We start from the raw sequence: 12,469 nt of genomic DNA on the forward strand, positions 1-12,469 counted from the left end.
TTCAGGTGGTAAAGAAGATGGGGGAGTAATAATCCAAATCATTCGATTCTTATGAAAATGCGGGGGGTGTAAATCGCAACAATCCTGGGCAACCACCAAACCCGTAAACGCCAAAAGGAATATCGAAGTAAAAATAATGAAACCATTTCTCCCTGCTTTCGAGTAAATAGGCCCTTGATAGGAATCATTTCCAACCATATTTAGATTACCCATCATACCCTTAAAAACAGTCTCTAGCCCATTCTAGTGATGTATAGCCCTAAGAATGAGGAGAAGTGGCTGGATTTCTGGGAGGAGGGGAAGATTTTCGAGAAGAGCGTGAAGCAGCGCTCGCCCGAGAAGCCCTACATCTTCTATGATGGCCCCCCTTTCGCCACCGGCTTGCCGCACCATGGGCACATTTTGGGGTTGACCATCAAGGACCTTTATCCGCGATATTTCACCATGAAAGGGTATCGGGTGGAACGCCAGTGGGGGTGGGATTGTCACGGACTCCCCGTCGAGACAAAAGTGGAGGAATTGAAAGGAATCAAAAACAAGAAGCAGATCGAAGAAATGGGGGTGACGGCATTCAATGCCGCGTGCGCGGAGCAAGTGTTGGAATTTGCGCACGAATGGGGGAAAACCGTTAGACGCATGGGAAAATGGATCGATTTCGAGAACGCCTACAAAACAATGGATCCATCCTACATGGAGAGTGTGTGGTGGGTGTTCAAGGAGTTGTATGACAAAGGTCACATTTACGAGGGAAAAAAAATACTCATGTATTGCCCAAGATGCCAAACCCCATTAGCCAAGGCCGAGATCGCCATGGACCATTCCTACAAGAATATCACGGAACCCGCGGCGTATGTGAAGTTTCCCCTGAAAGGGGAGGAAAACATCTATCTCCTGGCGTGGACCACGACCCCCTGGACATTAATAGGAAATGCGGCGCTCGCGGTGAACCCGGAAATGATCTATGTGAAGGTGCAACAAGGAAAAGACACCCTCATTCTTGCCCAGGCGCTCCTGAAAGTACTCACCGGGGACTATACAAAAATGGCCGAATTCAAGGGAAAGGAATTGCTGGGGAAAAAATACAATCCACTATACCATCTCGACTCGGAAAAAGAAGGGCATTATGTGGTGGATGGCGGGGAGAATGTGAGTGCCGAAGAGGGAACAGGAATCGTGCACATCGCCTCCTACGGGGAATTCGATTACGAGCTCATTACTAAATATGACTTACCCCTGTTCACGCATGTACAGGAAAATGGAACCCTTCACGGGGGCCACGCCGATTGGCATGGGCTGTGGTTCAAGAAAGCCGACCCCCTCATCCTGAAGGAATTAACCGAAAGGGGATTGGTGTACAAGCAGGAGCCCCATTCGCATACCTATCCATTCTGCTACCGCTGTGAGACCCCTCTTTTTTACCGACCCATGGACTCCTGGTTTGTCCGCATCCAAGCATCCAAGGAACGCATTCTGGCTCGAGCAGAAACTATCCAATGGCACCCACAAGAAATTGCCAAAACCCGATATTCGTATATCGTAGAAACCATGCCCGACTGGAACATCTCCCGCAATAGGTATTGGGCCACCGCTATTCCCGTATGGAAATGCTCATCCTGCGGGGAGATGAAGGTTATAGGAAGCATCGCTGAACTGGAAAAATATGCCATCGAACCATTACCCAAAGACATTGATCTGCACAAGCATGTAGTGGACACCATCCACCTGTTATGCGTCTGCGGGAAAAACATGAGTCGGATTCCCGAAGTCCTCGACTGCTGGTTCGAATCGGGGGCCATGCCCTATGCCGCGCGGCATTATCCATTCGAGAACAAGGAAAACCTTTCCACCTTTTTCCCCGCGGAATTTGTATCGGAGTACGTGGCCCAAATACGGGCGTGGTTCAATTATATGCACGTGTTGGGGGTACTCCTCCTCGATCACGCGCCCTTCAAACACGCCGTGGTGAGTGGAAACATATTGGCTTCCGACGGAAGCAAGATGTCCAAATCGAAAAAGAATTTCACCGACCCCTTCACCATTTTTGACACCTATGGAGCAGATGCCTTGCGCTTTTACCTGATGCAATCCCCCGTGACGCAAGCGCAAGATATCCATTTCAAGGATGAGGGAGTGCAGGAAGTGTATCGAAAGGTCATCCTGCCCGCGGCCAACACATTGGATTTCTATCGGATGTATGCCGCTCAAAAAACTAAATTGGAAAACCCCCATTCCCCTCACATTTTAGACAAATGGATTATCGCGCGCCTCCACCAGACCCTTTCCCGCGTGACGGAAGGGTTGGATGGATATGATACTATTACTCCCTGCCAGGCCTTATCCAGCTTCATCAGCGATCTTTCCACGTGGTATCTCCGCCGGAGCCGGGAACGCGTCAAAGGAACGAATGACCAGGATAAAATGGACGCCATTCGTACCTTGGCTTATGTCCTCCACCAATTGAGTCACCTGCTCGCCCCAATTACTCCCTTCCTCGCGGAAGAAATTTTCCAAACACTCAAGAAAATGCATCCCGGGATGAAAGAAAGCGTGCACCTCGAAGACTGGCCCCGCGCGGATGAAAAAATGATTGATCCAATCATCCTCCAGAACATGGACGCCTGCCGGGAAGCCGTGCGCCTCGCCCTTGACCAGAGGGAACGCCATAAAATACCGATTCGGCAGCCCTTGTCAAAAGCCACGCTCTATGGGATTACTTTAAACGACGCTATGTCATCCATTTTCAAGGATGAATTACATGTGAAGGAAGTGTCCTTCGCGGAGGCCGGAAAAGACGGGGTGCGGGTGGAACTGGACACCACACTCACTCCCACCCTCCTCGCGGAAGGCGCGGCGCGGGAACTCATGCGGGCCATCCAGGATTTGAGGAAGAAGGCCAATATGCAGCCCCAGGAAGAAGTGGAGGTGTTCCTGGAATCCTCTCCCCAATTCCAAAAAATGATTTCTCCTCATTCGGAGGAGGTGAAAGCCAAGGTGCGGGCCCGCACCATCACTTATAGTAAGGCCACTAATCCATTGCAGGAAACCAATATCATCATCAAAGAGGAACCCCTTACCATACAACTCCAGAAAAGGACGTGAAACCCATCTATGCCCCGAGAGATACTCCCCACCCCCAACCCATCCTTCAAGCGCAAACAGACCCAGAAGAGCATTGATCCTAACAAGCTCCGCGAGATCCGGGGATTTGAATTTTCCCCCCAGATGAGCGTGAAGGAATTCGTGGGCTACTACCAGCATATGGGATTCCAGGCCTCCCACCTCACGCAGGGAATGGAGATCATCAAGGAAGCCCGAGAGGACCACTGCGAGATATTCCTGTCATGCACCTCTAACATGGGAAGCTCCGGCCTGCGAGAACTTATTGCTCAACTCATTCGGGACAAGAAGATTAGCTGCCTCATCACCACCACCGGATTGATTGAGGAGGACGTTATAAAAACATTCAATGCATTCCGTTTAGGGGAATTCGATGTCTCGGATGAAGAGGTGAAGGCCAATAAGCTCAACCGCATCGGCAACATCTACGTGCCGGATGCGCATTACGTGCAGTTCGAATCCTGGCACAACGAATTCATGCAAACCCTGTACAAGGAAAAGAAGATCTGGCCCGCGCACGAATACATTTTACGCATGGGCCAGAAATTAAAGGATGAGCACTCCATATTGTATTGGGCCGCCAAACGGGGCGTCCCAATAATTGTCCCCGGATTCGTGGATGGGGCGATGGGGGACCACTGGTATTTTTTCAATCAAAACAAAAAGCCGGAGGAACGCCTGATCATCGACCAAACGGCCACGCTGAAAGTATTTTACGACCAAATACTCGCAGCCGACAAGACCTGCGGCGTCATCCTGGGGGGAGGGATTGCCAAGCACCACCTCATCGGGGCCGCCATCCTGCGGGACGGATTGGATTATGCGGTGTATATGGGAACCGGCACCCCCTACGATGGATCGCTCAGCGGTGCCCATCCCCAGGAAGCCATCTCATGGAACAAGCTCAAGGAACGCCGCCACAGCGCCCACATCGAATGCGAGGCCACGATCGGGTTTCCCCTGCTCATGACGGGGTTCTACCTCTGAAACTTTTTAGAAAAAAGTTTCATCAAAAGAAACTTTTTAGAAAAAAGTTTCATCAAAAAACGACTTTTTAGGAAAAAGGCCGGCGAAAAAAATGGTGAAAATAGTCTACTAAAAATTTGGTCAACTTTTTGGCAAAAGGCTGAATAGCAGATAGTTCTCTCTTCGAGAAAAAGGAGGTTCATAATCCTTTCTTCTTTTGGAAAAGGAAACCATTAAATATCATAATGATAACATAATGATATATGGAAAAAATACTGATCCGCTTGGATGGGAAACCCGAGAAGGTCCTGCACGATCTCCTGGAGAAAGGCATCTATAAGACCAAGACGGAAGCCATCCGCGCAGGCATTATGCAGCTCCAGTGGAAGGAAAATTTCACTGCCGAGTGGATGAAATTGCAGCAGGCCGCCCAAAAAAATAAGCGTAGTATTAAAGAGATCCAGGACGCCCTGAGTAATCTCGATAAATAATGGTTATCGCGTTCATCGACACCAATCCATTTGTCTATGCCATCCATTTCCCTGAATCGAACTCCAGCAAGATAATGGAACTCATAGGAATGCATGCGATTGAAGCGATTGTTTCTGAATTGGTATTACGCGAGATTGACATCGTGCTCCGGCGAACAGCCAATCCATCTATTGCAACGGAAACGGCCCGCCTCATCCGACGCCATTGTTCGGTTATTCCCCGGTATGCCATTGAGGAAACGATGATCCAGTGGCGTGGCCAGATCAAGGAGAAGGATTTGGAGAATTTGGCCGTTGTGAAACAATATTCGATACCCCGTCTAGTCTCCTGGGACCGGGACTATTTACCCTTCCCAGAATACCGGACACCCAAACAATTTATTCAAGAGATGGGAGGTGTTCCGGCGCCAACTGAATATTAATTTCTTTTCCAAAAAAAAAATTGGACCAAAAGAAACCATTTTATTAACCCCAAAATGACTAATCATAGGATGACTGACAAGCAATCCAGCGATGAAGTCGAGGACACGGAAGACATCTACGACGAGGACCAGATCGCCGAGGAGATGGAAGAGGACGAATTGAAACCGGCTGAAGCGGGATTCATGGAAGGCTATATGAATCCCGACCAAACGGAGCGGGAAATCGAGGCCACGCGGAAATCGAAAAAAACCATGCGCCGGCCCACTTCTGCGGGCGAAAAGGATTTCGGGCGGAAGGAAAAGAAGAAATAATTCAACTCAAGAGTTTGAATCAAAACCCAATCGAAAAAGAATCCTTTTGTTTCGGGGAACAAGATATTTTTTGTTTGAAACAGATTATGGGCGAATGATTTGGAATAGGTTAGGCGAGCCCGTGCAGTACAAGCATGAGGATGATTACCACGATCGCGGCCCCGATAACCATGGGGGGCGTGAGGACGGGACCGCCCTCATCAGTGTCGAAGAAGCGCTGAATTCCAATGCTGGAGGAAGGACCTTGTCCCTGGGGCGCGGTTTGGGTGAACTTGACCATACTAAAGGTGGGACGCATCACCCATATAAATGAGCAGGGGGATTGTGTCCTCGTATGCCTCCCATGCGCCCCATTCTCCGTGACATATATCATGTCGGGGTGGCGCTCGTTCTGGTACTGGTCATCCTGGGTTTAATCACGTGGTCGGGGTTCCTCTCCTGCCGCGACATCCCGGGGTGGTGCGACGTGTATTATGGGATCAAGGGCTCCCCCAAAACGCTCATCGTTTTCGGGGACGATGGATTAGGCAATCCGGATTGGCTGGCCCAGCAACTGCGCGATCCTAATGGGGCGCACGCGAGCAACCTCTCTCGGCAACAATTGGATTTCGTTTCCGCCGGAAACCTGAAAGAATTCGATTTGGTAATTGTCACCCGCGCGCGAACCATGCCCACGGAAAAATTAAAGGCCTTCATGGAATACGCGGACGCGGGAGGAAGGCTCATTTGGACGGGGGACGCGGGAACGGGACTGACGAATGAAGACCAGTTCCTGTACGCTGATGATTTGGATGAGAATGCCGGGCACGAGATTTTAACGCCCTGGGCTAGGAAGGATAGTGAAACCAATACCCCCATCCGATTTGACCAATACATTTCAGCCGCCTACCAGGGGAATTGGTGTGAAGTAAGGGAGTGTGCCATCGAACAACAAGTGGGGTTGCTCGTTCCCGAAACCGGAGCCGACCACCCCCTCATATTTGGGATTGCCAATAACCTGAACCTGTACGGGGATTTTTCGCTCGTGCGGGAACTGGGAATAGGCAGCACCATCGTTTTGAGCGTGGACACGCAAACCCTTGTTCGGGACACCGGAGGAAAGGAATTAGGGCGCGTATTCCCGCTCATCATCACTTCTGGAGTGGGGGAGAAAATAGTCTACTACGCCGTGCCCCCGGAGTACTATGGCGCTCCCCCCATGACCTATAAGCTGCTCCTCGAGAACTTGTACGTGGGGATGCTGCGATGAGCCCCCAAGTGGAACGGTTCAACAATCGGTTAAAACGAAATTCCAAAGTGGTTATCCTTCGACGGCACCTGAACCCTTCATTTAGAATAGAAAATGGAGAAATTAATGAAATTCGCGCGGCACGTGTCTCAGGACCAATTCTTATATCACCCTTTTATGCTGGGGGTGATCCTAAAAATTATCCAGCCAAATTAGCTATATCTATCGCGTTTGTGTTATCTGCTAATCCATTTATAGCACAAATTATCCAACGATTTTATTCCGAACTACCCCTGGATCAACCCATCATCATGCCCCCCTTCGAACGCTTTTATCCGGAAGGATGGATTCAGGCCAGCCGCATCAAGGAAACCCACCCCATCTATTATGTGGATATGAAAGGAAACCTTGTTTTCGTCAAAAATTCGCGAATGGAATATTTCCGCTATCTCTTTCAGAAATCCCTGCTCGGAAGATTGGGATATAATCCCTGGTGGTGGCGGGGATACATCGAGCCTCCTAAAGCACCGGAACCGGTTAAGAAGTGGGCTAAGGAGCAATTACGCAAATTGATGGAAAAAATTCCCAGAAAACCGGTACTAAAACCATCCCTCGTTCCTGTTCATTTTCGTCGTTCTGATCCTAAGTTTCAGGACAATTCTTCATCCAGACGACCCAAAAGGATGCGGCGTGGATCACGAGGGAGATGACCTATTTCCCACCCCCCACCCAATTGTTTATAAAGGAGTTAACGTCTTTACCTGCCAGGACACCCATCTGGGTTATTGGGGAAAATATCTATAGTGAGGAGGAAACACGCATGGCTTACGAGGACGAGGGCGCGGAATTGCCCCCACTGGACGGGGGTTCTTTCAGCTCCAAACTGCATTTCAATCTGGAAGCCTTGATCCCCATCATCCTTATCGTCATCATCGGATTCCTCCTCCTCGCCCGATTGGGAGTGGTTGATTCATCTACTCCCATCCTGGGACCGGTGGTGGGTTTCATTTCCCCTAATGCCACTGCCCGCGTGCTCATTGTAGGCGCCCCATCACCTGAACTGATGGCCGTGCTCAATGCCAATAAAGACTTGGTGGGCAATCCAATTGTTAGAGTGGCGGAAGCCTTCGCGCGGGACCCCAGCAACCAATTGGCGCAATTCGACATCGTGATCATGGATCAATCCGGGCAACTCTCAAAAGAGATTCCCCGACAACTTGGGGATGCGCTCCAAGACTATGTGAAAACCGGAGGAAAACTCATCATCATCCAAAATTCAGGGATTCAGCGCCCGGGGGCATTAGACATCTTAGGTTGGAAGGCCAACTTTGGGAATATCGTGCCGGTGAACTGCGACATCATATTGGATGGACAACCCACCTGCAAACGACCCATCGCCGTGGTGGGGGTTATCTGGCGGCAGGACTTCAAACATCCCATCATGCTGGGCATCGAACGCGTGCCCGCGGAAGCCGAAGCGGGCTACTTGCTCCTGGAAACCTATGACATCGGGGTCACCGGAAACGAGATAGCGTACATTGAAGACGCCCGCACGGGACAGAATTTCCCGGCCATCGTCGAACACGCTCAGCTCGGCGGAGGAAAGGTCATCTATTTCAATTACAATCCCGGCATCACTGCGGGCATACTTGAAAATACGATTAAATACCTGCGTTGATGACCAATAAGGAAAGCTCTTTTGATGGCGCTGGTACTGGTATTATTGACGACGATGGGATGGGCCCAAGAGGTGAATGGGTCAGTGGCCGGATTGGGAGACCATGCTGGTCTCAAAACCCTTCACTCCCAAAATTTCTGAGAACATGTTTGATTTCATCAATCGTCTTTTGCTGATCCTTCTTACCGGACATTCGTACGAATTTGATCAACAAATCATTTAGTTCCTTTGAAGATAGAAATTTCAACCTAAACTGATCAGTGATGAAGTAGAATCTGAAATTTTCGTATTTTATTTCCTTTATAACAATATTTCCAACCGTTCCAAGAGGTTTCCCTTTTTGAGGATTTTCCTCCAGCGTCAACAATAAAGAAAATATTTCCACGGACTTTTTTTGGAAGACTTTGTTGATTTTTTCTTCCAACGCATGTGTAATGATTACTTTTGCCATTTGGCTTTCGCCCTCTCCAATGCATTGGCGACAGAATCCGTGTTTGATTCATCCATCAGAAGCATTTGTAATTGTTTTTCTTTGGCTATCTCAACCAGCCTTCGGAGAATAGCGTCGTAAGTCTCTCCCTTCACGCCGAAGCTCTTTATTTCTTCTTTTACTTCGTCTGAAACGGCCATTGTGCTACCCATCATTTCCCTCCAATACTATTTTTTATAATCGTTATAATCATTACATTGATTACATTATATAAATCGTAAGGCCAATTCAGAAAACTACGATTCCAGCCATTTGGGGCGAGAACGACATCTTTAAAGCCGCCGCAACCCTCTGGGAGACCATGAAACCCCTTAATGTGCAGGAAGCCAGTTTGCCCAAAAAGGGGGTTCAGAATCCAAGGTTTTAACCCCTGATTGTGCCAAGCTTCATTTCCCATAGCCTTTTATAGTCATGATGATGTCATGATGGTTCATGACCAGCCATGACGATCCATTATTCTCGGCCCAGGCCCTGATACAACGGGTTTCTCCCGAGTTCGCCGACTTGACGGCGGATATTAGAGAAGTCGCCCAGGCCTCCAAGGACCCGGCTTTGCTCGCCGTCCTCCTCTTCAAACTTGCCCAAGAGCGCCAGAGGACCAATCAACTGCTCCAAGACATTTATGATAAATACGACCAACTGGCCTTCGCCCAGAAAACAAGTCCCTCCCTATCCCCAACTATCCTCCCATCCCTCGCCTCCCATACTGTTTCCATTCTCCCCGAAGCCGATCAAAAAATCATGGCGCTCGTGGAGGAAAAGAAACACATCGATGCCCAGCTCGTGAAGGACGCATTAGGTTACAAGAACACCAATGCCGCGTCGCAACGCCTGAACGGGCTGGTGAAGAATGGACACTTGAATAAGGTTCAATCCGGAAAGAAGGTGGTGTTCCTGCTGCGAAGCACGTGACACTCAAAACCAATCGGGGCGCGCATTCCCTCCCAACTCCCAACCCAAGATGGACATTCGCGCTCCGATTCCCCCTTTCCAGAACGACCAACCCTTTGCCTACCAACCAACCCGGGGGGCGGGAAACCGCCCCCCACCCATGCTTCTCTTCGTTTCTAATTTGGCCAAACTAAAATAGTTATTTTCAAACATGGAACAAGTTTGTTATATTAAAAAAATGGATTTTTTTACCCAATAATCATTCGTTGAGATCGCCCAACTCATGAATCTGGTTGCGCAAATCGTCCACGCGCTTCTTGGACACTTGCATCATGGCCATGGCGGCATCGGCCTCAGGGTCCTTAACCTCCAATTCGATGGCCCCTTTCTTGGTGCGTTTGAAGGAAACCTCTTTCCCGAAATGGTTTTGCAGATGATCCAACAAATCCTCCTCCTGAAGAATGCGCTTTAGTTTCATTGAAATGAGATTCTTGAGCTTGTTCAATTCAAGGATATGGGATTCCACTTCCTGCAACGCGTCTTCGGTTTTGGCCGCTGAAAATTTCACGGGAATGGGTTCAAGACCCGCATCCATCACCGTATCCAGCAATTTCTCGTGCTTGGCATGCAATTTCTCCGCGACGCGGGTGAATGAATCAATGTCCTGGTCGATCTTCTTGAGGAGGGATTTCAACACCTCCTCCCTCTGTTTCAAGGGCTTGTCGGATGGCATGAGAAAAATATGAATCCCCCCAATAAAAAGGATCCGTTTTCCCCTAAAACGTGTGCTTGATCCACATCCCAATGGCCACGCCGAATAGGATAAGGGAAATCCCTAAAACCAAACTTTCAAAGAGCATGCCGGTGGAGAACCATTCCATCCCTAACTGGGAAACATTCCGGGCTACCTCGGGGGCCGCTGGCATCAGGGTGTCATTAGCGGTGGTGGCCATTGACGAAAAACCCTCGTTGGCTCCCGGGCCGTTGACCCAAGGTAAAAAGCGCTGAGACAACAAATAGGCTGCCCCCATCACCCCAACAATAGAGGAGCCCAACAACACAAGAATACGCTTATCCGCCGGTTGGAGAAGGGCCTTCCCTTTCACGGTTAATTCAATATACTTCCATTTGTGCCCATCATCCATTTCTCGTACCAACCCCGCGCGCGCGAGGATATCCACGTGCTCCTTAATCGTCGGGGCGGCCACCCCTATTTCTTTGGCCAATTCACTCTGGGTCTTCCGGCGCAGGAGTAAGGCTTTCAATACAGAAATACGCGTGTCCCCCGCGAGGGCCTTGAAGACATCCTTATCCAATGTGATCTCGGAGGTACTCATACAATAAACGTGGACCGACGCCTTAAAATGCCGCTCGAAAACCCAGGGAAAAACCTGACCACGCCCGGTTTTAAATAGCGCAACCTGGAAAGGAAACCATGCCCACCCCCACCTTCGAAACCGCCTTCGCCGGGAAAGACACCATTATCGGCCGCTCGGACGCCGATGTGAAACTATATGGCGAGGATGGAACGGCCTACATCGGCAAGATGGTCATGTCCTCCGGGGAAAACCCCGTGTTGGGGAGAAAGGTATTAATGGATGTGGCCAAACCCCATGTGGTGCTGATCTGCGGCAAGAGGGGCGAGGGAAAATCCTATTCTTTAGCCGTCCTCCTTGAAGAATTCTCCCGCTTGACTCCTTCTATTCGCCAGCGCACCGCGGTGATCGCCGTGGACATGGTGGGAATATTCTGGACCCTCAAAATTCCTAATCACCCGGAAGCCAAGGAGTTGAAAGAGTGGGGATTGTCGCCCGACGCTATCCCCGTACGCGTACTGGTGCCCAAAGGAAAACTCCCTTTCTACCGCGAAAAAGATATTCCAGTGGATGACGCCTTCACCCTGCGCGTAAGCGAATTGGACATCACGGAATGGATGGCCATGTTCAAATATTCGTGGCGCGATCCTGAAGCCATCCTATTAGGACGCGTGCTCGATACCTTGAAAGAAAAACTGGGCACGCGCTTCGGGATGGAGGATATCTTCCACGCCATCGAAATAGATTCTGACACTGAAAACTTAACCAAACACGCCCTGAAAAACCGGCTCGGGATGACCAAAGAGTGGGGGTTGCTTGAAAAAGAAGGCACGCGCCTCGCTGACATCGCCCAACCCGGAACCATCACCATCATCGATGTCTCCGCGTACCGCCAAGCCATCGGGATGGAGGGGACAAAGGATATTATCGTCGCGCTTCTGGGAAAAAAGCTCTTCGAAGAACGCATGCTCTACCGCAAGGAAGAAGAAATCCGACTCATGAAGGGGATGGGCCGGCAGAGCGCGATGCCCATCGTCTGGCTGATGATCGATGAAGCACACATGTTCATGCCCAAGGATGAAGATAACATCGCCACGAATGTGTTATTAGAATGGGTGCGCGTGGGACGCCAGCCCGGATTAAGTTTGGTTTTAGCCACGCAACGTCCCAACAAACTCCACCCCGATGCCATCTCGCAATGCGACCTATTCATCTCCCACCGCATGACCTCACAAGAAGATATCCTCGCAGTGTCGCAACTGAGACCATCCTACATGCACGGGGATTTCGATAAATTGTATGGCACCATGCCCCGAGGAAGGGGATTCGCCCTCATCCTCGACGACAACGCTGAAACCATCTACACCGTGAAGATCCGCCCCCGCCTGACCTGGGATGGGGGAACGACGGCGAGCGCATTCACGAAATGACTTCCCCCCGACCTAAAGGCCAGGGTATCCATGGTGCGCATGAACATCATCCGGCTCGCGTGATCGCTCGCCCAACACGGGCGACGCATGTCGCCCTAAATGGCGAGGTATCAACCTTTTTCGCCGGC

The 12,469-nt window shown here is 50.1% G+C and carries 16 protein-coding genes; 10 read left to right on the forward strand and 6 right to left on the reverse strand.

Translation table 11 applies throughout. The features are described 5' to 3' along the window. Positions 1 to 249: 249 nt before the first annotated feature. The 5 genes from ileS to Q8P05_01675 all read left to right on the forward strand — a co-directional run bounded on the left by ileS (position 250) and on the right by Q8P05_01675 (position 5,308). A complete protein-coding gene (ileS, locus tag Q8P05_01655) occupies positions 250 to 3,099 on the forward strand; it encodes an isoleucine--tRNA ligase (protein ID MDP2666189.1) in 2,850 nt (949 codons plus the stop codon). 9 nt (positions 3,100 to 3,108) lie between these two features. Next, on the forward strand, positions 3,109 to 4,104 hold the full coding sequence (locus tag Q8P05_01660; protein ID MDP2666190.1) for a deoxyhypusine synthase family protein: 996 nt from the start codon (positions 3,109 to 3,111) through the stop codon (positions 4,102 to 4,104). A gap of 242 nt (positions 4,105 to 4,346) precedes the next feature. Continuing rightward, positions 4,347 to 4,574: a hypothetical protein gene (locus tag Q8P05_01665; GenBank protein MDP2666191.1), complete on the forward strand. Its 228-nt coding sequence runs from the start codon at positions 4,347 to 4,349 to the stop codon at positions 4,572 to 4,574. Beyond that, positions 4,574 to 4,996, forward strand: coding sequence for a type II toxin-antitoxin system VapC family toxin (locus tag Q8P05_01670; protein MDP2666192.1), 423 nt, complete (start codon positions 4,574 to 4,576; stop codon positions 4,994 to 4,996). Before Q8P05_01665 ends, Q8P05_01670 begins: the two co-directional genes overlap by 1 nt. A gap of 69 nt (positions 4,997 to 5,065) precedes the next feature. Further along, a complete protein-coding gene (locus Q8P05_01675; GenBank protein ID MDP2666193.1) occupies positions 5,066 to 5,308 on the forward strand; it encodes a hypothetical protein in 243 nt (80 codons plus the stop codon). A gap of 109 nt (positions 5,309 to 5,417) precedes the next feature. Here Q8P05_01675 and Q8P05_01680 read toward each other — a convergent pair whose 3' ends face one another. After that, positions 5,418 to 5,588, reverse strand: a complete 171-nt coding sequence (locus Q8P05_01680; protein ID MDP2666194.1) for a preprotein translocase subunit Sec61beta — start codon at positions 5,586 to 5,588, stop codon at positions 5,418 to 5,420. 54 nt (positions 5,589 to 5,642) lie between these two features. Between Q8P05_01680 and Q8P05_01685 the strand changes: the two genes are divergently transcribed. The 3 genes from Q8P05_01685 to Q8P05_01695 all read left to right on the forward strand — a co-directional run bounded on the left by Q8P05_01685 (position 5,643) and on the right by Q8P05_01695 (position 8,214). After that, entirely contained in the window at positions 5,643 to 6,557 is a 915-nt protein-coding gene (locus Q8P05_01685; GenBank protein ID MDP2666195.1) for a hypothetical protein, read from the forward strand. Continuing rightward, a complete protein-coding gene (locus Q8P05_01690; protein ID MDP2666196.1) occupies positions 6,554 to 7,246 on the forward strand; it encodes a hypothetical protein in 693 nt (230 codons plus the stop codon). The genes Q8P05_01685 and Q8P05_01690 overlap by 4 nt, the downstream gene beginning before the upstream one ends. Positions 7,247 to 7,356: 110 nt before the next feature. Next, positions 7,357 to 8,214, forward strand: a complete 858-nt coding sequence (locus Q8P05_01695; protein MDP2666197.1) for a hypothetical protein — start codon at positions 7,357 to 7,359, stop codon at positions 8,212 to 8,214. Positions 8,215 to 8,326: 112 nt separating this feature from the next. On the opposite strand, the gene Q8P05_01700 is transcribed toward Q8P05_01695, so the two are convergent. The 3 genes from Q8P05_01700 to Q8P05_01710 are packed head-to-tail and all read right to left on the reverse strand — an operon-like array spanning position 8,327 to position 9,101. After that, on the reverse strand, positions 8,327 to 8,665 hold the full coding sequence (locus tag Q8P05_01700; GenBank protein ID MDP2666198.1) for a hypothetical protein: 339 nt from the start codon (positions 8,663 to 8,665) through the stop codon (positions 8,327 to 8,329). Further along, entirely contained in the window at positions 8,653 to 8,856 is a 204-nt protein-coding gene (locus Q8P05_01705; GenBank protein MDP2666199.1) for a hypothetical protein, read from the reverse strand. The genes Q8P05_01700 and Q8P05_01705 overlap by 13 nt, the downstream gene beginning before the upstream one ends. Beyond that, positions 8,856 to 9,101 (reverse strand): hypothetical protein, encoded by a 246-nt coding sequence (locus Q8P05_01710; protein MDP2666200.1) that lies wholly within the window; start codon positions 9,099 to 9,101, stop codon positions 8,856 to 8,858. Before Q8P05_01710 ends, Q8P05_01705 begins: the two co-directional genes overlap by 1 nt. 35 nt (positions 9,102 to 9,136) lie before the next feature. Between Q8P05_01710 and Q8P05_01715 the strand changes: the two genes are divergently transcribed. Then, complete coding sequence (locus Q8P05_01715) at positions 9,137 to 9,616, forward strand: hypothetical protein (protein MDP2666201.1); 480 nt, start codon at positions 9,137 to 9,139, stop codon at positions 9,614 to 9,616. A gap of 238 nt (positions 9,617 to 9,854) precedes the next feature. Here Q8P05_01715 and Q8P05_01720 read toward each other — a convergent pair whose 3' ends face one another. Together Q8P05_01720 and Q8P05_01725 are read right to left on the reverse strand one after the other, a co-directional pair. After that, the gene (locus tag Q8P05_01720) at positions 9,855 to 10,328 is read right to left on the reverse strand and encodes a hypothetical protein (GenBank protein ID MDP2666202.1); all 474 of its coding nucleotides are present in this window, start codon (positions 10,326 to 10,328) and stop codon (positions 9,855 to 9,857) included. A 43-nt stretch (positions 10,329 to 10,371) separates the two neighbouring features. Next, the gene (locus tag Q8P05_01725) at positions 10,372 to 10,932 is read right to left on the reverse strand and encodes a winged helix-turn-helix domain-containing protein (GenBank protein MDP2666203.1); all 561 of its coding nucleotides are present in this window, start codon (positions 10,930 to 10,932) and stop codon (positions 10,372 to 10,374) included. A gap of 98 nt (positions 10,933 to 11,030) precedes the next feature. Between Q8P05_01725 and Q8P05_01730 the strand changes: the two genes are divergently transcribed. Next, positions 11,031 to 12,341 carry an ATP-binding protein gene (locus tag Q8P05_01730; protein MDP2666204.1) on the forward strand — a complete coding sequence of 437 codons (1,311 nt, stop codon included), beginning with the start codon at positions 11,031 to 11,033 and terminating at the stop codon, positions 12,339 to 12,341. The last annotated feature ends 128 nt before the right edge of the window (positions 12,342 to 12,469 follow it).

Source organism: Candidatus Diapherotrites archaeon (assembly GCA_030688545.1).
Lineage (GTDB): Archaea > Iainarchaeota > Iainarchaeia > Iainarchaeales > VGJJ01 > VGJJ01.

Bases quoted from the DNA above. Each gene is read 5' to 3' on its own strand.
- Q8P05_01665 (MDP2666191.1), top strand. From the start codon at position 4,347: ATGGAAAAAATACTGATCCGCTTGGATGGGAAACCCGAGAAGGTCCTG.
- Q8P05_01695 (MDP2666197.1), top strand. From the start codon at position 7,357: ATGGCTTACGAGGACGAGGGCGCGGAATTGCCCCCACTGGACGGGGGT.
- Q8P05_01725 (MDP2666203.1), bottom strand. From the start codon at position 10,932: ATGAGTACCTCCGAGATCACATTGGATAAGGATGTCTTCAAGGCCCTC.
- Q8P05_01690 (MDP2666196.1), top strand. From the start codon at position 6,554: ATGAGCCCCCAAGTGGAACGGTTCAACAATCGGTTAAAACGAAATTCC.
- Q8P05_01670 (MDP2666192.1), top strand. From the start codon at position 4,574: ATGGTTATCGCGTTCATCGACACCAATCCATTTGTCTATGCCATCCAT.
- Q8P05_01705 (MDP2666199.1), bottom strand. From the start codon at position 8,856: ATGGGTAGCACAATGGCCGTTTCAGACGAAGTAAAAGAAGAAATAAAG.
- Q8P05_01675 (MDP2666193.1), top strand. From the start codon at position 5,066: ATGACTGACAAGCAATCCAGCGATGAAGTCGAGGACACGGAAGACATC.
- Q8P05_01720 (MDP2666202.1), bottom strand. From the start codon at position 10,328: ATGCCATCCGACAAGCCCTTGAAACAGAGGGAGGAGGTGTTGAAATCC.
- ileS (MDP2666189.1), top strand. From the start codon at position 250: ATGTATAGCCCTAAGAATGAGGAGAAGTGGCTGGATTTCTGGGAGGAG.
- Q8P05_01700 (MDP2666198.1), bottom strand. From the start codon at position 8,665: ATGGCAAAAGTAATCATTACACATGCGTTGGAAGAAAAAATCAACAAA.
- Q8P05_01710 (MDP2666200.1), bottom strand. From the start codon at position 9,101: ATGGGAAATGAAGCTTGGCACAATCAGGGGTTAAAACCTTGGATTCTG.
- Q8P05_01680 (MDP2666194.1), bottom strand. From the start codon at position 5,588: ATGGTCAAGTTCACCCAAACCGCGCCCCAGGGACAAGGTCCTTCCTCC.
- Q8P05_01730 (MDP2666204.1), top strand. From the start codon at position 11,031: ATGCCCACCCCCACCTTCGAAACCGCCTTCGCCGGGAAAGACACCATT.
- Q8P05_01685 (MDP2666195.1), top strand. From the start codon at position 5,643: ATGCCTCCCATGCGCCCCATTCTCCGTGACATATATCATGTCGGGGTG.
- Q8P05_01715 (MDP2666201.1), top strand. From the start codon at position 9,137: ATGACCAGCCATGACGATCCATTATTCTCGGCCCAGGCCCTGATACAA.
- Q8P05_01660 (MDP2666190.1), top strand. From the start codon at position 3,109: ATGCCCCGAGAGATACTCCCCACCCCCAACCCATCCTTCAAGCGCAAA.